The sequence below is a fragment of the Erythrobacter sp. W302b genome (assembly GCF_046452395.1).
Classification (GTDB): Bacteria; Pseudomonadota; Alphaproteobacteria; order Sphingomonadales; family Sphingomonadaceae; genus Erythrobacter.
Genome location: NZ_JBKFDH010000001.1, coordinates 1602769 through 1624240, shown reverse-complemented (window position 1 = coordinate 1624240; position 21472 = coordinate 1602769). Strand labels below are relative to the sequence as shown.

The 21472-nt window shown below is 64.6% G+C and carries 20 protein-coding genes and 1 tRNA gene; 17 read left to right on the top strand and 4 right to left on the bottom strand.

The features are described 5' to 3' along the window. Window positions 1-8 precede the first annotated feature (8 nt). From ACLBKT_RS07870 to ACLBKT_RS07855, 4 genes are all read left to right on the top strand, one after another. On the top strand, window positions 9-350 hold the full coding sequence (locus ACLBKT_RS07870) for a YbaB/EbfC family nucleoid-associated protein (protein ID WP_410182379.1): 342 nt from the start codon (window positions 9-11) through the stop codon (window positions 348-350). A gap of 7 nt (window positions 351-357) precedes the next feature. Beyond that, a complete protein-coding gene (locus tag ACLBKT_RS07865) occupies window positions 358-663 on the top strand; it encodes a DUF1905 domain-containing protein (RefSeq protein WP_410182378.1) in 306 nt (101 codons plus the stop codon). An 81-nt stretch (window positions 664-744) separates the two neighbouring features. Beyond that, the gene (lon, locus tag ACLBKT_RS07860) at window positions 745-3153 is read left to right on the top strand and encodes an endopeptidase La (RefSeq protein ID WP_410182377.1); all 2409 of its coding nucleotides are present in this window, start codon (window positions 745-747) and stop codon (window positions 3151-3153) included. A 230-nt stretch (window positions 3154-3383) separates the two neighbouring features. Then, on the top strand, window positions 3384-3656 hold the full coding sequence (locus ACLBKT_RS07855; RefSeq protein ID WP_166545733.1) for an HU family DNA-binding protein: 273 nt from the start codon (window positions 3384-3386) through the stop codon (window positions 3654-3656). A 93-nt stretch (window positions 3657-3749) separates the two neighbouring features. On the opposite strand, the gene ACLBKT_RS07850 is transcribed toward ACLBKT_RS07855, so the two are convergent. Both ACLBKT_RS07850 and rlmB read right to left on the bottom strand, forming a co-directional pair. Continuing rightward, window positions 3750-4652, bottom strand: a complete 903-nt coding sequence (locus ACLBKT_RS07850) for a hypothetical protein (RefSeq protein ID WP_410182376.1) — start codon at window positions 4650-4652, stop codon at window positions 3750-3752. 25 nt (window positions 4653-4677) lie between these two features. Then, window positions 4678-5469 carry a 23S rRNA (guanosine(2251)-2'-O)-methyltransferase RlmB gene (rlmB, locus tag ACLBKT_RS07845; protein WP_410182375.1) on the bottom strand — a complete coding sequence of 264 codons (792 nt, stop codon included), beginning with the start codon at window positions 5467-5469 and terminating at the stop codon, window positions 4678-4680. Window positions 5470-5638: 169 nt separating this feature from the next. On the opposite strand from rlmB, the gene ACLBKT_RS07840 reads away from it, so the two are divergent. Next, a tRNA-Tyr gene (locus ACLBKT_RS07840) sits at window positions 5639-5724 on the top strand. A gap of 138 nt (window positions 5725-5862) precedes the next feature. On the opposite strand, the gene ACLBKT_RS07835 is transcribed toward ACLBKT_RS07840, so the two are convergent. After that, window positions 5863-8244, bottom strand: a complete 2382-nt coding sequence (locus ACLBKT_RS07835) for a YbcC family protein (protein ID WP_410182374.1) — start codon at window positions 8242-8244, stop codon at window positions 5863-5865. Window positions 8245-8269: 25 nt separating this feature from the next. Further along, entirely contained in the window at window positions 8270-9835 is a 1566-nt protein-coding gene (locus tag ACLBKT_RS07830) for a proton-conducting transporter membrane subunit (RefSeq protein WP_410182373.1), read from the bottom strand. 130 nt (window positions 9836-9965) lie between these two features. On the opposite strand from ACLBKT_RS07830, the gene ACLBKT_RS07825 reads away from it, so the two are divergent. The 12 genes from ACLBKT_RS07825 to rseP all read left to right on the top strand — a co-directional run bounded on the left by ACLBKT_RS07825 (window position 9966) and on the right by rseP (window position 21320). After that, window positions 9966-10880: a LysR family transcriptional regulator gene (locus tag ACLBKT_RS07825; RefSeq protein ID WP_410182372.1), complete on the top strand. Its 915-nt coding sequence runs from the start codon at window positions 9966-9968 to the stop codon at window positions 10878-10880. Window positions 10881-10892: 12 nt separating this feature from the next. Continuing rightward, window positions 10893-12035: a beta-ketoacyl-ACP synthase III gene (locus tag ACLBKT_RS07820; RefSeq protein ID WP_410182371.1), complete on the top strand. Its 1143-nt coding sequence runs from the start codon at window positions 10893-10895 to the stop codon at window positions 12033-12035. Between the two features lie 48 nt (window positions 12036-12083). Then, window positions 12084-12836 carry a phosphatidylserine decarboxylase gene (locus tag ACLBKT_RS07815; protein WP_410182370.1) on the top strand — a complete coding sequence of 251 codons (753 nt, stop codon included), beginning with the start codon at window positions 12084-12086 and terminating at the stop codon, window positions 12834-12836. After that, window positions 12833-13726, top strand: a complete 894-nt coding sequence (pssA, locus tag ACLBKT_RS07810) for a CDP-diacylglycerol--serine O-phosphatidyltransferase (RefSeq protein WP_410182369.1) — start codon at window positions 12833-12835, stop codon at window positions 13724-13726. The genes ACLBKT_RS07815 and pssA overlap by 4 nt, the downstream gene beginning before the upstream one ends. A gap of 481 nt (window positions 13727-14207) precedes the next feature. Further along, window positions 14208-14990 (top strand): 30S ribosomal protein S2, encoded by a 783-nt coding sequence (rpsB, locus tag ACLBKT_RS07805; RefSeq protein WP_410182368.1) that lies wholly within the window; start codon window positions 14208-14210, stop codon window positions 14988-14990. 130 nt (window positions 14991-15120) lie between these two features. Then, window positions 15121-16047 carry a translation elongation factor Ts gene (gene tsf, locus ACLBKT_RS07800; protein ID WP_410182367.1) on the top strand — a complete coding sequence of 309 codons (927 nt, stop codon included), beginning with the start codon at window positions 15121-15123 and terminating at the stop codon, window positions 16045-16047. Between the two features lie 151 nt (window positions 16048-16198). Then, entirely contained in the window at window positions 16199-16918 is a 720-nt protein-coding gene (gene pyrH / locus ACLBKT_RS07795; protein ID WP_410182366.1) for a UMP kinase, read from the top strand. 23 nt (window positions 16919-16941) lie between these two features. Next, window positions 16942-17499 (top strand): ribosome recycling factor, encoded by a 558-nt coding sequence (gene frr / locus ACLBKT_RS07790; protein ID WP_101792687.1) that lies wholly within the window; start codon window positions 16942-16944, stop codon window positions 17497-17499. 101 nt (window positions 17500-17600) lie between these two features. After that, window positions 17601-18284, top strand: coding sequence for a polyprenyl diphosphate synthase (gene uppS, locus ACLBKT_RS07785; RefSeq protein WP_410182365.1), 684 nt, complete (start codon window positions 17601-17603; stop codon window positions 18282-18284). After that, the gene (locus ACLBKT_RS07780; RefSeq protein WP_410182364.1) at window positions 18271-19032 is read left to right on the top strand and encodes a phosphatidate cytidylyltransferase; all 762 of its coding nucleotides are present in this window, start codon (window positions 18271-18273) and stop codon (window positions 19030-19032) included. The genes uppS and ACLBKT_RS07780 overlap by 14 nt, the downstream gene beginning before the upstream one ends. A 7-nt stretch (window positions 19033-19039) precedes the next feature. After that, window positions 19040-20206, top strand: a complete 1167-nt coding sequence (gene dxr / locus ACLBKT_RS07775; protein ID WP_410182363.1) for a 1-deoxy-D-xylulose-5-phosphate reductoisomerase — start codon at window positions 19040-19042, stop codon at window positions 20204-20206. Between the two features lie 16 nt (window positions 20207-20222). Next, window positions 20223-21320, top strand: a complete 1098-nt coding sequence (rseP, locus tag ACLBKT_RS07770; RefSeq protein ID WP_410183665.1) for an RIP metalloprotease RseP — start codon at window positions 20223-20225, stop codon at window positions 21318-21320. Window positions 21321-21472: the final 152 nt, after the last annotated feature.

Sequence of the window (21472 nt, the reverse complement as noted above, 5' to 3'; positions counted from 1 at the left end):
CCCCCGCAATGAAATCGATGGAAGAGATGATGGCCGCCGCGCAGCAGGCCGCCGAAACCATTCAGAAGCAGATGAACGAGATGCAGGTGAAGCTCGACTCGATTGAGGTCGAAGGCACGGCAGGCGGTGGGCTCGTCAAGGTCCGCGCCAGCGCCAAGGGGCGCATCCTTGGTGTCAGCATCGACGACAGCCTGATGGTGCCGGACGACAAGCAGATCCTCGAAGACCTCGTCGCTGCCGCCTTCAACGACGCGCGCGACCGGGCCGATCGGGTCTCAGACCAGCAGATGCGCGAAATGCAGGGTTCAATGGGCCTGCCGCCGGGATTCAATCTGCCGGGTCTGGGGTGAGGCGAGGGTGAGCGGCGCGCTCGCCCGCATCACCTTTGCGGGCGAGATCATCGAATGGCGCGGCCCGGCGCCCTTCCTGTTCGTTCCCGTGCCCGCGGAGCACGTTGCCGAACTGCGCTATGCCGCGCGCGAGGCGAGTTACGGCTGGGGCTGTATCCCGGTCGCGGCGCGGATCGGTGCGACCGATTTTGCCACCTCGCTGTTCCCGCGCGGCGAGACCTATTTCCTCCCCGTGAAGGTCGCGGTACAGCGCGCCGAAGGGGTGGGGCTGGGGGACGGCGTGACGGCCGAGATTGCCGTCATCCGCCGTTGATCTCCGTCCAATCGCGCCCCCATCCACAGCCGAATGGGATAAGTTGTTGCAGGCCGCGAAGCCGCTACCCATATCTCCAACATGACCCAGACTTTTCCCCTTCTCCCCCTCCGCGACATCGTCGTTTTCCCCGGCATGGTCGTTCCCCTGTTTGTCGGGCGTGACAAGTCGGTGGCGGCGCTTGAGGCCGCGATGGAAGCTTCGAAGGACATTGTCCTCCTCGCTCAGCTCGATCCGGGCTGCGATGATCCCGAGGGTGAAGATCTCTACGATGTCGGCGTGATTGCGCAGGTGCTTCAGCTCTTGAAGCTGCCCGATGGCACGGTGCGCGTGCTGGTCGAAGGCAAGGCGCGGGCGCGGCTCGCGGCGCTCGAGAACGTGGGCACGTACCTCTTGGCTGAAGTCCAGGAACTGGGGCCCGAGACCGTTTCGGGCAGCGAAGTCACGGCACTGATGCGGCAGGTGACCGAGCAGTTCGGCGAATATGTGAAGCTCAACAAGAAGCTCGGCGATGATGCCGCGATTGACCTTTCCGAGGTCGATGATGCGGGGCAGCTGGCCGATACGATCGCCGCTGCGATCAGCGCCAAGGTTTCGGACAAGCAGTCGCTGCTGACTGAGGGCAATCCCCTGAAGCGGCTCGAACTCGTCATGGCCTTCATGGAAGGCGAGCTGTCGGTGTTGCAGGTGGAACGCCGCATCCGTGGGCGCGTGAAGCGTCAGATGGAGAAGACGCAGCGTGAATATTACCTCAACGAACAGCTGAAGGCGATCCAGAGCGAACTGGGCGGCGGAGATGATGGCGAAGGCAATGAAATCGCCGAACTCACCGAGAAGATCGAAAAGACCAAGCTTTCCAAGGAAGCCAAGACCAAGGCGCTCAGCGAACTGAAAAAGCTGCGCGGCATGCAGCCGATGAGCGCTGAGGCGACGGTGATCCGCAACTATCTCGATGTGCTGCTCGGCCTGCCGTGGGGCAAGAAGTCGAAGCTGAAGCGCGACATTGCGCAGGCGCAGGCCGTGCTGGATGCCGATCACTATGCGCTGGAAAAGGTCAAGGACCGGATCGTCGAATACCTCGCGGTGCAGGCCCGCACCAACAAGCTGAAGGGGCCGATCCTGTGCCTCGTCGGCCCTCCGGGCGTGGGCAAGACATCGCTGGGCAAGTCGATCGCCAAGGCGACGGGCCGCGAATTCGTGCGCCAGTCCCTGGGCGGCGTGCGCGACGAGGCGGAGATCCGCGGTCACCGCCGCACCTATATCGGCTCGATGCCGGGCAAGATCGTCGCCAACCTCAAGAAGGCGGGCACATCGAACCCGCTGTTCCTGCTCGACGAGATCGACAAGCTGGGTCAGGATTTCCGCGGCGATCCGGCCTCGGCGCTGCTTGAGGTGCTTGACCCGGAGCAGAACGCCAAGTTCCAGGACCACTATCTCGAGCTCGATCTTGATCTGAGCGACATCATGTTCGTGTGCACCGCGAACAGCCTCAACCTGCCGCAGCCGCTGCTTGACCGGATGGAGATCATCCGGCTGGAAGGGTATACCGAGGACGAGAAGGTCGAGATCGCTCAGCGTCACTTGGTCGAAAAGCAGGTCAAGGCGCATGGCCTCAAGAAGGGCGAATTCACCCTTGAAGAAGAGGCCCTGCGCGATCTGATCCGTTACTACACCCGCGAAGCGGGTGTCCGCACGCTGGAGCGGGAGATTGCCAAGCTGTGCCGCAAGAGCCTGCGGCAGATCCTCGAAAAGAAAGCCACCAGCGTCACCATCACGCCCGACAACCTTGGCGACTTCTCGGGCGTGCGGAAGTTCAAGCACGGCGTTTCGGAGGAAGAGGCGCAGGTCGGCGCTGTGACCGGCCTTGCATGGACTTCGGTGGGGGGCGAATTGCTCACCATCGAAAGCGTGACCACGCCGGGCAAGGGCGAGGTCAAGACAACCGGCAAGCTCGGCCAGGTGATGAACGAAAGCGTGTCTGCCGCCTTCAGCTTCGTGAAGGCGCGTGCGCCTGCCTATGGGATCAAGCCGAGCCTGATCAACCGCAAGAACGTCCACATCCACCTGCCCGAAGGTGCCGTGCCCAAGGACGGGCCGAGCGCCGGGATCGGCATGGTCACCTCGATCGTCTCGACCCTTACCGGTATTCCGGTGCGCCCTGATGTGGCGATGACGGGTGAGGTGACGCTGCGGGGCCGGGTGCTGGCGATCGGTGGCCTGAAGGAAAAGCTGCTCGCAGCGCTGCGCGGCGGGATCACGACCGTCCTCATCCCCGAGGAGAACGTCAAGGACCTCGCCGAAATTCCGGCCAACGCCAAGGCGGGGCTGGAAATCGTGCCGGTGTCCCATGTTGACGAGGTGCTGGCCCGGGCGCTGACCGAGCCGCTGGTGGCGATCGAATGGACCGAAGCGGACGATCTGGCGAGCCAGCCAGCAGGTCCCGCTGCGGGGACAGGTCCGGCAACCCCAGAGGTGCCGACCGCGCATTGAGCCTTGGGGATTCGCGCCTGCCGCAATTCGCGGTAGCTCCGCGATATTCCTTATAGGCCCCACAAGCGCCCAACCTATGTTGGGCGCATAAACTGCTTTGGCTAATGGCCTGGTGGCTCTGAACCGGCTATTTGCCTTTGACAGCCTATCAAAAAACGTCTCAGTCTCCGCGCTTCTTACGTGCGCGATTCATACCGATAATCGATATCCAGCAGCTAGGGGGTTCCCATATGAACAAGAACGACCTGATCGGCGAAGTTGCCAACGCGAGCGGTCTGTCCAAGAGCGATGCCTCGAACGCCGTCGAAAGCGTGTTTGACGCAATTACCAAGGCGCTTTCGGGCGGGGACGAAGTGCGGTTGGTGGGTTTTGGCACCTTCTCGGTCGCCAAGCGCAAGGCGTCCACCGGGCGCAACCCGCGCACTGGTGAGCCGATGAAGATCAAGGCCTCCAATCAGCCCAAGTTCAAGGCGGGCAAGGGGCTGAAGGACGCAGTCAACTGACCGGCCACCAGCGCGCCTGATCCACTTCGAAGGCCAAGAAAAAACCCCGCCAGCCTCGCGGCCGGCGGGGTTTTTCGTTGCTGCGCGCCCCAGTCAGGGAGCGGCGGCGATCAATGCGGTCGGGGCCTGCGCGGTGCGCTGGTTGATGCGCCAGACCAGCGTCTCGCCGCCAGCCTCAGCCACAGGGCCTTCGTCGGTGTTGTTGGCGAGAATCCGCATTCCGGCTGCAGCGCGTACCGTGAAGGTGCCATCCATCACTGGCACCCCGGGCATGGCCGCCGGATTCTCTCCGGCTTCCCGCGACTGCTCCGCAGCGCCCATGGCTGCCAGCCCGGCGAAGGAGCCTGCACCCAGAATCGTGCCGAGCCCGGAGCTGTCCGCGCTCTGCGCGGCAAAGCCCGGCGCGTTGATCCGCACCTGAGCACCCTTGCGCAGGAACACCTGCACGAAGGGATTGGTCTGCGGAAAGCCTTCGATCATCGGGAAGGTAAAATCGTGGCCCATCGTGCCCGAGACGCGATAGCTGACGTCGAACACCCCGTCGCCCTTGTGCACCACCCGCTCCCAGCCCTTCTGGCGCTGGAGCAGCTTGACGAGTTCGTCTGCGGCCTTGGGGTCTGACGGGTCAATCCCGCCCATGATTGCGGCCATCTGCTGGGCCTGCTTCTTGGCCTGCTCTGCCCTCTCGGCGGCACCCGCTTCCCACTCTTCGCGTTGGATCGCCACCTCTTCCGCGGTGCAATCGCGGCTCTCGTAGGTTTCATCGTCAAAACAATTGGCGGTAAAATTGTCGGCATTGGCCGCGTCCATCTGCGCCAGCTTGGAAAGGCCGAGGAAGAAGATTTCGCCTTCGTAGCGGAAGGTGAAACTGTCTGGCCCGGTGATTGCCAGTTCGGCCGTGAACTTGCCTGGTGTCATGAAGCAGCCGCTTAGCACAAGCGCGAAGCCTGCCAGCACCCCCGCGGCGCGCAGGCGGATAGACGAGAACATGGTCATGGCAATTCCCTCCCTTACTCTGCTTCTAGCTGCGCGTTGCCACCGCATAAAGTGCAATCGCGGCCGCGTTCGAGACATTGAGGCTCTCGATGGCCGAGCTGATCGGCAACTTCGCCAGCACGTCGCAGTGGGCCGCGATATTATGGCGCAGGCCTTCGCCCTCCGCGCCGAGCACGATCGCCAGCGGCCCGGTGGGCATGACATCGGCGAGCACCGCCTCGGCTTCGCCTGCCAGCCCGATGCGCCAATACCCGGCCTCGGCCAGTTCCTCCAAGGCGCGGGCGAGGTTGACCACCCGGACCCACGGCACGGTCTCCAGCGCGCCCGATGCGGCCTTGGCCAGCACTCCGCCTTCGGACGGCGCATGACGGTCCTGCGTGACGATCGCCGCCGCACCGAAGGCCGCGGCCGAGCGGAGGATCGCGCCGACATTGTGCGGATCGGTCACCTGATCGAGCACCACGACCGGCCTCGCCGCTTCGCCGTCGGCCACTTCGTCGAGGAACACGTCTTCCAATGGGGCGCATTCCAGCACCAGCCCCTGATGCGGCGCGTCCTTGGCGACCAGGCGGGCGAGATCGGCCGCCTGGGCATGTTCGACCGGGAAGCCTGCGGGCAATTCGCCGTCGAGGCTTTCAAGACCCTCCGGCGTGGCCCACAGCTTGCGGTGCTGGCGATCAGGGTTCTTGAGCGCGGCCTCGACCGCATGGCGACCCCATAGGCGCACCTGCCCCGCACTGCCACGACCCGAGCCGCGCCCGCCCTTCATGCGCCCCGCGCGGCCCCGCAGGGCGCGCTTTTTTTCACCTTTGCTCATGTTGTTTCCCGCCTGAGGCTTTTCAAAGCCACCCCCTGCCAGCAGGGCCATTGACAGGCAAGCAGTGCTTCGCCAAAGGGGCGCCTCTCGGCAGCGGGCCCCTACGGGACTCGCGCAATTTCAGAGCATACCATGCTCAGGAACGCCCCCCTCAAGCAGGGGACTGTGTGGACAGGTGGCCGAGTGGTTAAAGGCAGCAGACTGTAAATCTGCCCGCGCAAGCGTACGCTGGTTCGAATCCAGCCCTGTCCACCACTTCCTCCCGCTCCTACCCGACCGAAGACGTTTGGGTCGTTCCCCGCCCGCGAAATGCCGTGCGTCGCCCGCTCGCCCTGCCGATGGTTCGGCGGGCTGCGACTGTCGGGCGGGCGACGCGGGTGTGTTCGGCTGTGCTCAGGCTGCGAGCATTTGCGGTTGTTGATCGGCCCACTTGAGGCCCGGCAGATAGCGCGCATCGACCTTGCCGTCTTTCAGGGCGAAGAGATGCAGCCAGCCATTATCGAACAGCGCGCGGACGCTCGGGTGCTTTTCGAGGATCTTGCGCATTTCCTCACGCGGAGCCTCGATCATGACCGAGAGGCGGAGGGGCTCATGCGCGAGGCGCTCGCCATCATGCACCGCTTGCCAGGGCAGGCCGGCGCGAAGCTTGCCGCCATTGCCTTCGATCACGCCAATCCCGCCGACCACGTTGTGGATCAGCTTGTTGCCACCGCCGAAGATTTCAGGTGCCACGCTGGAGCCGTAATATTGCAGGCTGATCCAGCTCGCCACAACGACCGGGGCGGTGATGATCAGTTCCAGCGTGCCGAAGCCTGCGTCCGCTTGCCAGTCATAGGAATGCAGAAACGCGCGCCCGCCAAGGTCGCGGCCAGCGGTTGCCTCGCGCGGGGCGGCGATAAAGGCGGCGCATCCGGCCAGGCCCCATTCCGGCCGGATTTCGGCCCAGTTCTGAGCGCGGGCGGCAATGGTGTTCCAGCGCGCGCCGGGTAGCCGCACCGCGCGCTCGGCACGCGCAACCTTGGCCGCCTGCGCCAGCCACTTGCGCACCGTGCCAAGATCGCCGCTGCGGGCGGCGGGCAGGCCATCTTCGTAGAGGGTGATATCGTCGGTGGTGGTATCGTGCAGACCTGCCACGAACAGCGTGTCCGCCGGAACATCCACGCCCCGTTCAGCCAATCCGGCGCGGGTTTCAGGATCGTTGAGCAGGATGGCGAGCAGCCGCGCGGAGACCTCGCCAGTGTACCCGCCGCAGGCCCCGCAGTGGTAAGCGCTCTCATGTGGGTTGTTGGTGGTGTTGCCCCCGTGGCCGAGCAGCAGCACGATGGCGCCATGGCCTTGCGTCAGGCTCATCGCCTTGAGCACCGCTGCGCCGGTATCGGCCTTCGCTGCGGCGCTCATGCCGCCGATCACTTCGGGGGCAGGCTCGGCTTTGGTGGCATTGCCGAGACCGAGCGCAGACTTCACCAGCTTCACCGCATAGACCGGCCCCATCGCCTCGACAAAGGCGAAGGAGGACACCGCCGCCTGGCGGAACCGTCCCCAGGCGCGCTGGCTCCGGGCCGTGATCCGCGCGGCCTGATCCGTGGCCGGATCACCCGCGCTGGTCGTGTTGACCGCGGGGTTGAGCAGCACTGGCAGGCGCGCTTCGAGGATGTCCGAACCATGCGCGTGGTGCGCCAGCGGCAGGCCGAAAAACCCTGCAAAACCGATGGTTGCGATGGAATGGTCGACCGATTCGAGCGCCCGGCGGAAGACTTCGGAGCGCACGTCGATGCAGAAGGCGGCTTGAAGGAACGGCCGTTCGCCCTGCGGGGCAGCGCCATCGAGTGCGGCGGCAAGGCGGCGCTGGTGCCCGCGATCGGCGGCGTCTTGCAGGATTGCGAGTGCCACATCCGCGGCGGTCGCGCTGATCGGCACCGCGTGAGCCGCAACGGTCGCAGCCCAGCGGTCGGCGATCTGCGGCGTGCGCAGGAGCAGCGCCTCGTCCCAGATCAGGCGGATGGCGAGCAGGTCCATCAGCGTGCGGTCGGTATCGCCGACCAGTTCGGCCTGCCACAGCAGCCAGCGCGCGTGCTGCGCCCAGCCGCCAAGGCTCATGGCCAAGCGGTGGAACGCGGTGGGGGCAGCGGCGTCAGACAGGCCAAGGGTCTCGGCAGCGGAAAGGATCGCCCGTTCGGTGGTGTCGGGCGCGCAAGCGACATGGGCGCAGAATCCTTCCAGACCGGCGATTTCCGGGGTGAGGTCATGCAGGGCCCAGCCGCGCCAAGCGGTGAAGGCTTCAGCACCGGGCGCGGGTGACCACAGGGCCTGGCCGCGGTCGAAATGGCCTGCGGCCCACAGGCCGATGCACTTGTCGATCAGGGCGGGCCAATCGATTCCGGTCGCCTCGGCCGCAAGATCGGCCACGGAGGGCAGGGCACGCGGCGCGGGGCCATCACCCAGCGTCTCGGCGATATTGCGCAAGGCGGTGATCGTCGCAGGCTTCAAGGGCGAAGACGAGGCGGCGAGCGCGTCCGCAAGGTCGTCAGCGCCGATCCGGCCCTCCTTGATGGCAGCGGCATATTCGGCGCCCGTCCGCGTGACGCGGACCCCGGCGACGCGGGCGAGGCGGGCGGCGGTGCTGGCGAGGTCTTCGCCGGTTTGCCCGAGGAAGGGGTTCACCGCCACGGTCGCATCCAGTGGAAAGGCGGGCGGAATGGCGCGGCCTGCAGCCTCGGCGGCTTCGAGCACCGCCGAAAAGCGGGCCGGGGCGATGTCAGCGTGGTTCATCAGCATGGCATTGTCTCCGTTGGTGCGTTCATCAGCGGGTGGTTGTGGTGCGGAAGCCACCGATTGCGCGGTCCAGCAGGGCGTTGAGGTAGAGGCCGTTGGCAAGATGGACGCGCAGGCCAGCGGTGGCCGGGTGGTGGGCCCACAGGGGGAACAGGGCCTGGGCAAAGGCGACGAGGCCGAAGCTCGCCACCGCGATCACCAGCATGGCCCATTCGAGATCCGTCGGCATTGGTGCCTGCGGCAGGATCGGGCCCCAGATGGCTTGGGCCAGGGTCTGGAAGCTGAAGTAGCCGATTGCTGCCGCCAGCGCGGCACCCGCGGTACGCTTGGTCAGGGCGACCGGCGCACGGTCGGCAAGGCCTTGCGCGACAAGGTAAGCCACCCCAAAGATCAGGATCGCGCCCAACGCCAGCGCCTGCGGGGACTTCGGCCCGAAGGCTGCCGAGAAGGCCCCGGCAATCGCGGCGAAGATGGCGAGCGCCAGGGCGAAGCTTTTGAGCACCGCAGCAACGTTCGGCACCGCGACCGGGCCGGGACGGCGGATATTGGCGACCTCGGCCACCGCGCCGCCCGAGGACAGGAAGGCGTGCGCCTTGTAGAGTGAGTGCGCGATGATGTGCAGCAGCGCCAGCGTCCACAGGCCGAGCCCGCATTGCAGCAGCATGAAGCCCATCTGCGAGATGGTCGACCAGGCGAGCGCGGTCTTGATCGCGCTCTGAGTCAGCATCACGGCCGCGCCGAACAGGGCGGTCAGCCCCCCGATCAGGACAAGCGCGGCCATCGCGCCGGTGCTCGCCTGCACCAGCGGGGCAGCGGTGATGAGCAACACGCCGCCCGAGTTGATGATCCCGGCGTGGAGCAGCGCGGAGACGGGGGTGGGGGCCTCCATCACCTCGGTCAGCCAGCCATGGAGCGGGAAAGCGGCGGTTTTCAGAGCGGCTGCGGCAACGATGGCAGCTACGGCGAGCGTTCCGGCAATCCCTAGCCCGGTGGCAGCTGCAATAGCTGGCAGTGCGGTCACGTCGAGTGTGCCGAAACGGGCGAACAGCAGCCCGGCAGCGATCACCAGCATCACGTCACCCGTGTGCCAGACCGCGGCAAACTTGGTCGCGGCGCGCTGGGCTTCGGGTCGGTCGGGGTAGAACAGCAGCAAGCGCTTGAGGGTGAGGCCGACCGCGATGGCGGCGAGGATCATGGTGGGCAGGGTGCCCGCCTGCACGAACACCAGCACCGCAGCGAGTGTGGTCAACATCAGCGCATGGAACGCGCCCTCGCGCGCTTCGCCATCGAGATAGGTCCGGCTGTAGCGCATGACGATCCAGCCGATGAAGCCGACCAGCGTGGCGACACTCGCGCTGACAAGATCGGCGCGCAGGGCGAGGGCGACCGGGCCATCCAGCAGGGCAAGACCCGGGGAGGAGAACAGGGCGGTCTGGACCAAGCCTGCAAGCGCAATCCCGAAAGCGGCGAGCGCTGCGCCTTCCGACCAGCGCGGCAGGCTGCCGGGACGCTTGCCGGGACGGGCGAGGGCAAGCAGGATCACCGGCACAAGCGCCAGCGGAGCAAACAGCGTGAGGGTGATGGTGTCAGACATGGCAGCGCTCCGGCAAGAAGAGAGGGCTTCAGGAACGCTTTGCCGGATAGGGGGTGGACGAAATTAAAGAAAATACATATTTTTTCGTCAAACGTTCGCCTCAATCGAACGATCAAGCGGAAATGGCACCATGGCGACCCTGAACCTGCACCACCTGCGATTGTTCCGCGCCACCGCACGCGAAGGCACGCTGACTGCCGCGGCGCGCGCGCTCAACATCTCGCAAAGCGCGGTTTCCACGCAAATCAAGGCGCTGGAAGCGGATCTCGGCCATGATCTGTTCGAACGGCGCGGCCGCAATCTGGTCTTGACCGAGGCGGGGCGGATCGCGCTCGATTATGCCGAGCAGATTTTCCGCGCCTCCGAACAGCTCACCGCCACGTTCCGCGCCGTCGGCGGGCAGCGCAAAGTTCTCAGGATCGGCGCGCTGGCGACCTTGTCGCGCAACTTCCAGATGGGCTTTCTCCAACCTCTGATCGGGCGTGATGATGTGGAGGTGGTGCTGCGGTCAGGCACACAGGCGAGCCTGCTGCGCGCGCTGGACGCGCTGACGATTGACGTGTTGCTCACCAATCAAGTGCCCGCCCGTGATGCGGCGAGCCCCTATCTGGTGCGGCGCCTGGCGGAGCAGCCGGTCAGCCTGGTTGGCACACGCTCGCGCCTGGCCATGGCGGCGCAGGGCCTCACCCGGCTGCTCACCACCGCGCCGCTGATCCTGCCCACGCCCGAGACTGCACTCAGGGCCGGGTTCGATGCCATGATCGAAGGACTGGGCATCGTCCCGCGCGTTGCCGCCGAAGCGGACGACATGGCGATGATCCGGCTTCTGGCCCGCAATGATGTCGGCGTGGCGGTGATTCCGCCCATCGTGGTCCGTGATGAATTGGCCGCCGGGACGCTGTACGAGCTGTTCCAGCTGCCCGAGATCACCGAGGAATTCTACGCTGTTACCATCGCGCGGACCTTCCCCAATCCGCTGCTGCGCGATGTGCTCGAGCCGGAGGCGCAGGCGGCGGGGCTTGCAGCAGGAGAGGGGGGGCAGTAAGGCGTGCGCCCCATGCAAGAGAGTTCCATGCAGGAAATGCAAGCACCCCTCACCGGCCGCCCAGTCATCTCCGCGACGGGCCTGTACACCCCCGCCGAGACGATCACCAACGAGGAGCTGGTCGCCAGCTTCAACGCCTTCGTGGATCGCCACAACGCGGCCAATCCCGATGCCGAGCCGCTGGCCTATTCTTCGGTCGAGTTCATTGAGAAGGCGAGCGGGATCAAATCGCGCCATGTGATGAGCAAGGCGCCGATCCTTGATCCAGACATCATGTGCCCGCGCCTGCCCGAGCGCGGCAATGACGAACTCTCGTTCATGGCCGAAATCGGCGTGGCTGCCGCACGGCAGGCCTTGGCGCGCGCAGGCCGCAAGCCGGAAGATGTCGATGCGGTGCTGTGCGCGGCCTCGAATATGCAGCGCCCCTATCCGGCGATGGCGATCGAGATCCAGCAGGCGCTGGGCATTGACGGCTTCGGCTTCGACATGAATGTCGCCTGCTCATCGGCGACCTTCGGCATCCAGACCGCCGCTGACTACATCCGCGCGGGCAATGCCCGGTCGGTGCTGGTGGTGAGCCCGGAAATCACCTCCGGCCACCTCAACTGGCGCGACCGCGATAGCCACTTCATCTTCGGCGATGTCGCCACCGCTGTGCTGGTCGAGGATGCCGCCATCGCCCCGGCGGAGCATTGGGCGATCCTCGGCACCAAGCTGAAGACGGTGTTCTCCAACAACATCCGCAACAATTTCGGCTTCCTCAACCGCGCCGCGCCCGAGACGGCCGATACCGCCGACAAGCTGTTCGTGCAGGAAGGCCGCAAGGTGTTCCGGGAAGTCGTGCCGATGGTGGCGCAAATGATCCTTGATGAAGCCGGGCGGCTGGGGATCGATCCCGAAGGCCTGCGCCGCCTGTGGCTGCATCAGGCCAATGCGGGCATGAACCGGCTGATCTCGACCAAGGTGCTGGGCCACGAGGCGAACGAGGACGAGAGCCCGACGGTGCTGGATACCTATGGCAACACGTCGAGTGCGGGCTCGATCATCGCGTTCCATCAGCATAGCGACGATCTTGTGGCTGGCGATACCGGCCTCATTTGCAGCTTCGGCGCGGGCTATTCTGCGGGCACGGTGTTCGTACGCAAGGTGAGCTGAGGGCCGAGTTGCTTGCGGCCTCGGGCTGCACTCCCTAGAAGCCCTCCGATGGCAGGCGAAATTCTCGATAACAAAGGTCGCGGTGAGGCGGGCTGGGACTGGCCCGCGATCCATCCCGAAGGTCGCAAATTCGGGCTGATCGCGGTGGCGGTGAGCCTGTTCTTCCTGCTCGCGCTTGATTGGGAGCTGATTGGCTGGCCGCTGCTGCTGCTCAGCTTCGGCGTGTTCGCCTTTTTCCGCGATCCCGAACGTGTGGTGCCGCAAGGCGACGCTGCGATCATCGCTCCGGCCGACGGGATCGTCACGCTGATCGAGGAGGTCGAACCGCCGCTCGAATTGCAGATCGACGACGGGTCAGGCTTTGCCGGTTTGCCCAGTGGCACCGTGACGCGGGTGTCGATTTTCATGAGCGTGTTCGATGTTCACATCAACCGTACGCCGGTGGGCGGAACCGTACGGCGGGTGGTCTACATCCCCGGCAAGTTCATGAACGCCGAGCTCGACAAGGCGAGTGAGGAAAACGAACGCCAGCATATCCTGATAGAACGAAGCGACGGGCTGAAAATCGGCTTTACGCAGATCGCCGGGCTGGTGGCGCGGCGGATCGTGCCCTTCGTCAAGCCCGGTGACATGGTGGCCAAGGGCCAGCGTGTCGGCCTGATCCGCTTTGGCAGCCGCGTCGACGTCTATCTTCCGGCCGGAACCGATCCCAAGGTGATGATCGGCCAGACCACCATTGCCGGTGAAACCGTCATCGCGGAGATCGGCCAGCGCGGGTTGATCGAGGGAATTTCGCAGTGAGCCGACCGCCCCGCAAGCGCGGTCCACGCAAGATTCCGGGCGCGCGATTCTTTCCGGCACGGCTCGGCCCAAAGGCTGCCGAGGATGAAGACGAAGCTGTGCGCAGCCCGGGTGCTGGCGGCCTGACATTGCGGGCCATGCTCCCCAACGCGATCACGGCGGCAGCCCTGTGTTCGGGGCTGACCGGCATCCGCTTCGCAATTGATGCGCAGTGGACCTATGCGATTGGGCTCGTGGTTCTGGCTGGCGTGCTCGACGGGATTGATGGTCGCATCGCGCGGCTGCTCAACGCCCAGTCCCGATTTGGTGCCGAGCTCGACAGTCTGGCGGACTCGATTTCCTTTGGCGTTGCCCCAGCGCTGATCCTGTTCCTGTGGTCCTTGCAGGACTGGCCGCGCTTTGGTTGGTTTGCGGCGCTTGCCTTTGCGATCTGCTGTGCGCTCAGGCTCGCGCGGTTCAATGCCCGGATCGATCTCGACGATCAGCCGCACAAATCTGCGGGGTTCCTCACCGGCGTCCCTGCTCCGGTCGGGGCAGGGCTGGCCTTCACCCCGTTCTATCTGTGGCACGAGACTGGCCTTGCGCTGTTCCGCGATCCGGTTTTGATGACGCTCTGGCTGGCAGTGATCGCGATCCTGATGATCTCGAACATGGCAACCTTGAGCTGGGCATCGATCCGGCCGCGCCGTTCGATCCGCTTGCCGTTGATTGCCTTTACGGGGCTGGCGTTTGCCGCGTTGTTGCTGGAGCCGTGGTGGACACTCGCGGCGATCTGCATCACCTACCTTGCACTGATGCCTTACGGCCTTGTGAAGTACGGGCGGATCAAGCAGCGGCGCAAATTTGATGCGGCAGCCTCCGCAGTGGGGCCGACCGCCGACGCGGCGTGACGTCCTGCCGACGGGCGGTGCGCAGTTGCATGTCAACCGCCGCAGCCTGAAGCGCAAACCCTGCCCGCATCACTTCGCCTTCCCGCATCAGCTGCGCATAGGCCCCGCGCGCGCCGATCAGGCTGTGGGTGATTGTGGCCACGGCAATGATACCGGTCAGAGTGAAAAGGACAGAAATGGCAAGAGCAAGCATGGCGGGTTCCCCTGATGCGTTCGTTCTTTGTTCCTCCGTGTTGTTCCCTACATGTTCTTTCGTGTCAAGCGCCTTTCTCACTGACCCATGCGCGATTTTTTCGTGAGCGCGTGCATTCATGACTGGATTTCTGCCGACGACGCGATTAAGGGCGCGCTCGCTCGGAGCAAGGCGTTCGGTCTTCGCCCCCTGCAAATTCACATGGAAGGCGCACATACCGGTGCCGTTTGCGGGATCTCCGCATCGCGGTTCCAGTCTTCCAGAGGAACAACCGGAAAGGAATTACTTATGGCGGCACCTGTCGTCACGATGCAGCAATTGATCGAGGCCGGCGCTCACTTCGGCCACCAGACCCACCGCTGGAACCCGCGCATGAAGCCGTACATTTTCGGCGCGCGCAATGGTGTCCACATCATCGACCTGTCGCAGACCGTGCCGCTGTTTGCCCGCGCTCTGGACTTCGTCGAATCGACCGTTCGCTCGGGCGGCAAGGTGCTGTTCGTCGGCACCAAGCGCCAGGCGCAAGAGCCGATTGCCGAGGCCGCGCGCATGTCGGGCCAGCACTTCGTCAACCATCGCTGGCTGGGCGGGATGCTCACCAACTGGAAGACCATCTCGGGTTCGATCCGCCGTCTCAAGAGCCTCGAGGAAATGCTCTCGGGCGATGTTTCGGGCTTTACCAAGAAGGAAGTTCTCCAGCTCACCCGTGAGCGTGAGAAGCTCGAAGCCTCGCTTGGCGGCATCCGTGACATGGGCGGCATCCCGGACGTGATGTTCGTGATCGACGCCAACAAGGAAGATCTGGCGATCAAGGAAGCCAACGTGCTTGGCATTCCGGTGATCGGCATTCTCGATACCAATGTCGATCCCAATGGCATCGCCTTCCCGGTTCCGGGCAACGACGATGCGAGCCGCGCCGTGCGTCTTTACTGCCAGGCGATCGGTGAAGCTGCGCTGGCCGGCAAGGGCAAGTTCCAGGCCGACGTGTCGAGCGATTTCGGCGCGATGGCCGAACCCCCGGCTGAAGCGGTGATCGCCGACGAACCGGCTGCGGAAGACGCCGAAGCCTGATCTCTTGAACGGGTGATTGGCGCGAGCCGTCAACCACCCGTCACATTCCCCCTCTAGCGCGCCCGGCATTGCCCTCCATCTGGAGACGGCAGGGCCGGGCGCCCGAACAACACACGAAAAGGAATTTCTCATGGCTGATTTTTCCGTCGCTGACGTGAAGAAGCTGCGCGAGCGCACCGGCGCTGGCATGATGGACGCCAAGAAGGCGCTGACCGAAGCCGGCGGCGATATCGAAGCTGCGGTTGACGCACTGCGCGCCAAGGGCCTCGCCACCGCCCAGAAGAAGTCGAGCCGCACGGCTGCCGAAGGTCTGGTCGGCGTCGCCGTCTCGGGCACCAAGGGCGTGGCTGTCGAAGTGAACTCGGAAACCGACTTCGTCGCCAAGAACGACCAGTTCCAGAGCTTTGTCCGCAATGTGACGGCGGTCGCGCTGGAACTTGGCAATGATGACGTCGAAGCGCTCAAGGCTGCTGCCTACCCCGAGGGCGGCACCGTCTCCGAGAAGCTGACCGACAATGTCGCCACCATCGGTGAAAACCAGCAGATCCGCCGCATCAAGACCGTTTCGGTCGAGAAGGGCGCTGTCATTTCCTACATGCACACCGCCGCTGCCGAAGGCCTCGGCAAGATTGGCGTGCTGATCGGTCTGGAAAGCGAAGCTGGCGCCGACGTGCTCGAACCGCTCGGCAAGCAGCTGGCCATGCACGCGGCCGCCGCCTTCCCGATGGCGCTCGACGCCGATGGCCTCGATCCTGAAGTGCTTGAGCGTGAGCGCAAGATCGCTGCCGAAAAGGCTGCCGAAAGTGGCAAGCCCGAAGACGTGCAGGCCAAGATGGTCGATGGCGCGGTGAAGAAGTTCGCCAAGGAAAACGCGCTGCTCAGCCAGATCTTCGTGATGGACAACAAGACCGTCATCGCCGATCTCGTCGCGCAGGCTGGCAAGGCCGCGGGCACCCCGATCGTGCTCAAGGACTACGCCCGCTTCCAGCTCGGCGAAGGCATCGAGAAGGAAGAAGTCGATTTCGCAGCGGAAGTCGCAGCCACGCTCAAGGGCTGATCTTTCGCCAACAAGCAACGGACGGCCGTCGCAGCGGATGCTGCGGCGGCCGTTTGCTTGAGCGTGCGCAGCGTTACCTTACCCTTTGCGCAACGGCGGATTGCCGGTTAAGTGCCCCCACTCAGATTCCTGCCCGGAGCCCCGCAACCCCATGTCTCTTCCCCCGATCAAGCGCGTCCTCCTGAAACTGTCAGGCGAAGTGCTGATGGGCAGCCAGCAGTTCGGGATCGACCCGGCCTTCGTCGCCGAACTGGCGGCCGAGGTGAAAGCGGCCAAGGAAACCGGGCTTGAAATCTGCCTCGTGATCGGCGGCGGCAATATCTTCCGCGGCATGGCGGGGGCGGCCAAGGGGATGGACCGGGCGCAGGCCGATTACATGGGGATGCTGGCGACGGTGATGAACGCGCTCGCCATGCAGAACGCGCTCGAACAGCTTGGCGTCCAGACCCGCGTGCAATCCGCGATTGAGATGGACAAGGTGTGCGAGCCGGTGATCCGCCGCCGCGCCGAGCGCCATCTGGAAAAGGGCCGCGTCGTGATCTTCGCCGCCGGAGTCGGCGCGCCCTATTTCACCACCGACAGCGGGGCGGCACTCCGCGCGGCGGAGATGAAGTGCGACGCACTGCTCAAGGGCACCAGCGTCGACGGCGTCTATGACAGCGATCCCAAGCACAACCCCAATGCCGTGCGGTTCGATACCGTCACCTATGACCGGGTGCTGGCCGATAATCTCAAGGTGATGGACGCATCCGCCGTCGCGCTGTGCCGTGACAACAAGATCCCGATTGTGGTCTTCTCGATCCGCGAGAAGGGCAACCTGGCCCGCGTGCTCGCGGGTGAGGGCGTGCAGACCATTGTTCAAGACAGCTAAGGCAACCGAAGGAAACCCCAGCCATGCCGCAATATGACAAGGCCGATGTCGAACGCCGGATGAAGGGCGCTGTGGAAGCGTTGAAGAGCGATCTGCAAGGCCTGCGCACGGGCCGCGCCAACACCAGCTTGCTCGATCCGGTCGTGGTCGAAGTCTATGGCTCGATGATGCCGCTCTCGCAGGTTGCGACCGTCTCGGCGCCCGAGCCGCGGATGCTGAGCGTTCAGGTGTGGGACAAGTCGAACATGACCCCGGTCGAAAAGGGCATTGCTCACGCCAATCTCGGCCTCAATCCGATCATCGACGGGCAGACCCTGCGCCTGCCGATCCCCGATCTGACGCAGGAGCGCCGTAAGGAGCTGGCGAAGCTCGCAGGTCAGTATGCGGAGAAGGCCAAGATCGCGATCCGCAACGTGCGCCGCGATGCGATGGAAAGCCTCAAGACCGACGAGAAGAAGAAGGAAATCTCCGAGGACGACCGCAAGCGGTCCGAAGAGCAGGTCCAGAAGCTGACCGATCAATACGTCAAGGAGACGGATGAGGCGGCTGCCAAGAAGGAACAGGAAATCCTGACGCAGTAAGGCGTTCCTGAGACCCGCCCCCGTTCGTGTCGAGCGCAGTCGAGACACATGGCGCAGGGCACGGCCTCTCGACTTCGCTTGAGGCGAACGGACAGTTGAGGATGGTATTGGACCAATCGCGCGCCAGACACGTCGCCATCATCATGGATGGCAATGGCCGCTGGGCCAAGAAGCGGGCGTTGCCGCGCGCGGTCGGGCACCAGCGCGGCGTGGAAGCAGTGCGCCGGCTTGTGCGCAGCCTCGAGCCGACCGGGCTGGATTGTCTGACGCTCTATGCCTTTTCCTCCGAAAACTGGAAGCGGTCGGAGGACGAGGTTGACGATCTGATGAACCTGATGCGCCGGTTCATCAAATCCGACTTGCCTGAATTCGTCGCCAACAACGTGAAGCTGAAGATCATCGGTGACTGGCAGTCGCTCGCGCCCGATATCGTCGCGATGCTGGAAGACGCGCTGGCGCAGACGGCGAATGGCAAGCAAACCCTGGCGGTGGCGCTCAATTATGGTGGGCAGCACGAAATCGCGCGCGCCGCGGCCAAGGCAGCGGCCGCAGGCGAGGTGACAATCCAGACGATTGCCGCGCATCTCGACACCGCCGATCTCCCGCCGCTTGATCTGCTGATCCGCACGAGCGGGGAGATCCGCCTGTCGAACTTCCTGCTGTGGCAGGCGGCTTATGCGGAGATGCTGTTTGTGGATACGCTATGGCCCGATTTCGAACCGGCGCATCTCACCACGGCGCTTGACGATTTTGCCCGAAGGGAGCGACGTTATGGCGGACGATGAGGCACGCGTGCGCGACACAAAAGCTGGCGTGACCGATTTGCCGGTGCGGCTGGCCTCCGCCATCGTTATGCTGGTGCTGGCCGGCGGGGCGCTGTGGCTGGGCGGGTGGTTCTGGACCCTGTTTGTGGCGCTCGTTGCCTGCGGCGTGCTGTGGGAATGGAACCAGCTCGTCGGGCGCTTTGGCCAGTCGGCGGTGGCCGAGACCGTCTGGTTCTTCGGCGGGGTCGTGTATATCGGCGGGGCGGCGCTGGCGATGATGGCGGTGCGCAACGGTCGCCAGATCCTGCCCGATCCCGAACTCGCCGGCTATGGCCCCTTCGAGGTGTTGCTGGTGTTCCTGCTGCCAATCGTCGCGGTTGATGTGGGGGCCTATTTTGCCGGACGCGCCATTGGCGGGCCGAAAATCGCGCCGCGGATCAGCCCGGCCAAGACCTGGGCTGGCCTTTTTGGCGGGGCGCTGCTCGCCGGGCTGGTGGGCATCACGGTCGAGCTGGCCGATATCGGACCGGCCGCAGTGCCGGGCTTTACATGGGTCAGCATTGCCGGCGCGCTGTTCGGCGGCTTGTTGATTGCCGTGATCGCGCAGAGCGGCGATTTTTTCGAAAGCTGGATGAAGCGACGCGCGGGCGTGAAGGATTCAGGCAGGCTCATTCCGGGACATGGCGGATTGTTTGACCGCCTCGACGGGTTTGTCGCGGTGTTCTTCGTGCTGTTTGTGATTGCCACGGCCACCACTTTGCTGGGATGATGGGGAGATGACGCGTGTCCTCACACTGCTAGGCGCCACCGGCTCGATCGGCGCATCGACGCTTGATCTGGTGCGGCGCAATCGTGACGAGTGGCAGATTGAGGCACTGACGGCGCAGTGCAGCGCGGCGGAACTGGCAGCGCTCGCGATTGAATTCGGGGCCAAGCTGGCAGTGGTTGGAGACGAAGCGTGTCTGCCCGAACTGCGCGAAGCGCTCGGCAATAGCGGGATTGAAGCGGCGGGCGGGCGCGCGGCGCTGGTCGAGGCGGCGGCGCGTCCGGCGGATATGACGGTCGCCGCGATCGTCGGCTGCGCCGGTCTCGCCCCTGTCATGGCGGCCGTGGAGCGGGGCGGCACTATCGCGCTCGCTAACAAGGAAGCGCTGGTTTCGGCGGGCGAAGTGCTGATGCAGGCTGTCGCCAAGCATGGCGCGACGCTGCTGCCCACCGATTCCGAACACAATGCGATCTTTCAGTGCCTCAACGGCAACCGGATCGAAGATGTCGCCAAGATCACCCTGACGGCCAGCGGCGGCCCCTTGCGGACGTGGACGCAGGCGCAGCTCGATGCGGCGACCCCGGCTGAGGCGGTCGCGCACCCCAACTGGTCGATGGGCGCCAAGATCAGCGTCGATTCCGCCACGATGATGAACAAGGGGCTTGAGTATATCGAAGCCTATCACCTGTTCCCGGTTGGGCTCGACCGCTTGGGGATCGTCATTCACCCGCAGAGCGTAATCCATTCGATGGTCGAATTCCGCGACCGGTCGACTTTGGCGCAGCTTGGCCCGTCGGACATGCGCGTGCCGATTGCCTCGTGCCTTGCCTGGCCGCAGCGGATGGAAACGCCGCTCGCCCCGCTCGATTTGGCCGCGATTGGCGCGTTGACCTTCTTCCCACCCGATGAAGACCGCTTCCCTGCCACACGGCTCGCGCGGGAAGCAATTCAGGCGGGCGGCTCTGCTCCGGCCATTCTCAACGCCGCCAATGAAGTCGCGGTCGCCGCTTTTCTTGCCGGTCAGATCAGGTTCACCCGGATCGCGGCAGTGGTGGAAGAGACGCTTGCCCGTAATAATGACGCACCGCGCCCGACCAGCCTTGAAGAAGTGCTGGCCGTCGATCACTCCGGACGGATGCAGGCCATGAGCCTGCTGGAGACCAACGCCCTTGTTTGAATCGCCCCCTTTCTGGATGTACGTGATCGGCTTCCTGCTGCTGCTCGGGCCGCTCGTCACCCTGCATGAACTTGGCCACTTGCTGGTCGGCCGGTTGTTCGGCGTGAAGGCCGAATCTTTCTCGGTCGGGTTCGGCAAAGAGCTGGCAGGCTTCACCGACAAGCGGGGGACACGGTGGAAACTCTCGGCCCTGCCTCTGGGCGGCTATGTTCAATTCAAGGGCGACATGAACCCGGCGAGCGTGCCGGATGCCGACGCTCCGGTTGAGGAAGGCAGCTTCCAGCACGCCGCCTTGTGGAAGCGCGCTTTGATCGTCGCGGCCGGGCCGATCACCAATCTGGTGGTTGCCATTGCCATTTTCGCGGCCTTCTTCGCGATCATTGGCAAGCCCGTAATCGTCGGCGAAGAGGATTCGCGCACCATCGGTGCCTTCAGCGAAGGCAGCGTGGCCGAAGCGGCAGGCCTTGAAGTGGGTGATGTGGTGGTCGCCATTGACGGGCGCCCGATCCGTGATTTCACCGATCTGAAAACCAAGGTCGCGCTCCATCCGGGCAAGCAGATGGTCTTCACCGTCGAGCGCGCGGGTGAGGAAATCGACTACACGCTCACCACGTCGCGCATCGAACGCAAGGATACGTTCGGCAATGTCAGCACCGAGGGGCTGATTGGCGTGGCGCCTGCTGGCGGCAAGTATGAACTTGAAAAAGTGAGCGTCCTTGAAGCGATCCCGCTCGGCGCGAAGCAGAGCTGGGACTTCATGGGCATGATGATCACCGGCATCCAGCAGATCGTCACGGGCGAGCGGTCGGTCAAGGAACTGGGCGGCCCGCTCAAGATCGCAAAATACTCCGGCGAGCAGATGAGCATGGGGGCGGCGGCCTTCCTCCATTTTGCCGCGCTGATTTCGCTTAATTTGGCATTCATCAATTTCTTGCCAATCCCCGCGCTCGATGGCGGGCACCTGATGTTCTATGCGGCCGAGGCGATCCGCCGTAAGCCGGTAGGGCCGCAGGCGACCGAATGGGCCTACCGCACCGGCATTGCGCTGGTCCTGATGCTGATGGTGGTGGTGACGGTGAATGACATTGTCTCGCTTCCCATTTTTGGAAGCTGACAGCGCGGCCGAGGAAGCCACGCTTGATGCCTCAGTGCTTTGCCGGGGAAAGCGCGACCATCCGCGCTCATGCGGCGACCACGCGGCTTGATTGCGCGGGGCACATGGGGCAGAGGCGGGGGCCGTGGGGATGGAGCCATGAGCGGGGGCGC

Bases quoted from the DNA above. Each gene is read 5' to 3' on its own strand.
- ACLBKT_RS07870 (WP_410182379.1), top strand. From the start codon at position 9: ATGAAATCGATGGAAGAGATGATGGCCGCCGCGCAGCAGGCCGCCGAA.
- lon (WP_410182377.1), top strand. From the start codon at position 745: ATGACCCAGACTTTTCCCCTTCTCCCCCTCCGCGACATCGTCGTTTTC.
- ACLBKT_RS07855 (WP_166545733.1), top strand. From the start codon at position 3,384: ATGAACAAGAACGACCTGATCGGCGAAGTTGCCAACGCGAGCGGTCTG.
- ACLBKT_RS07850 (WP_410182376.1), bottom strand. From the start codon at position 4,652: ATGACCATGTTCTCGTCTATCCGCCTGCGCGCCGCGGGGGTGCTGGCA.
- rlmB (WP_410182375.1), bottom strand. From the start codon at position 5,469: ATGAGCAAAGGTGAAAAAAAGCGCGCCCTGCGGGGCCGCGCGGGGCGC.
- ACLBKT_RS07835 (WP_410182374.1), bottom strand. From the start codon at position 8,244: ATGCTGATGAACCACGCTGACATCGCCCCGGCCCGCTTTTCGGCGGTG.
- ACLBKT_RS07830 (WP_410182373.1), bottom strand. From the start codon at position 9,835: ATGTCTGACACCATCACCCTCACGCTGTTTGCTCCGCTGGCGCTTGTG.
- ACLBKT_RS07825 (WP_410182372.1), top strand. From the start codon at position 9,966: ATGGCGACCCTGAACCTGCACCACCTGCGATTGTTCCGCGCCACCGCA.
- ACLBKT_RS07820 (WP_410182371.1), top strand. From the start codon at position 10,893: ATGCAAGAGAGTTCCATGCAGGAAATGCAAGCACCCCTCACCGGCCGC.
- ACLBKT_RS07815 (WP_410182370.1), top strand. From the start codon at position 12,084: ATGGCAGGCGAAATTCTCGATAACAAAGGTCGCGGTGAGGCGGGCTGG.
- rpsB (WP_410182368.1), top strand. From the start codon at position 14,208: ATGGCGGCACCTGTCGTCACGATGCAGCAATTGATCGAGGCCGGCGCT.
- tsf (WP_410182367.1), top strand. From the start codon at position 15,121: ATGGCTGATTTTTCCGTCGCTGACGTGAAGAAGCTGCGCGAGCGCACC.
- pyrH (WP_410182366.1), top strand. From the start codon at position 16,199: ATGTCTCTTCCCCCGATCAAGCGCGTCCTCCTGAAACTGTCAGGCGAA.
- frr (WP_101792687.1), top strand. From the start codon at position 16,942: ATGCCGCAATATGACAAGGCCGATGTCGAACGCCGGATGAAGGGCGCT.
- uppS (WP_410182365.1), top strand. From the start codon at position 17,601: ATGGTATTGGACCAATCGCGCGCCAGACACGTCGCCATCATCATGGAT.
- ACLBKT_RS07780 (WP_410182364.1), top strand. From the start codon at position 18,271: ATGGCGGACGATGAGGCACGCGTGCGCGACACAAAAGCTGGCGTGACC.
- dxr (WP_410182363.1), top strand. From the start codon at position 19,040: ATGACGCGTGTCCTCACACTGCTAGGCGCCACCGGCTCGATCGGCGCA.
- rseP (WP_410183665.1), top strand. From the start codon at position 20,223: ATGTACGTGATCGGCTTCCTGCTGCTGCTCGGGCCGCTCGTCACCCTG.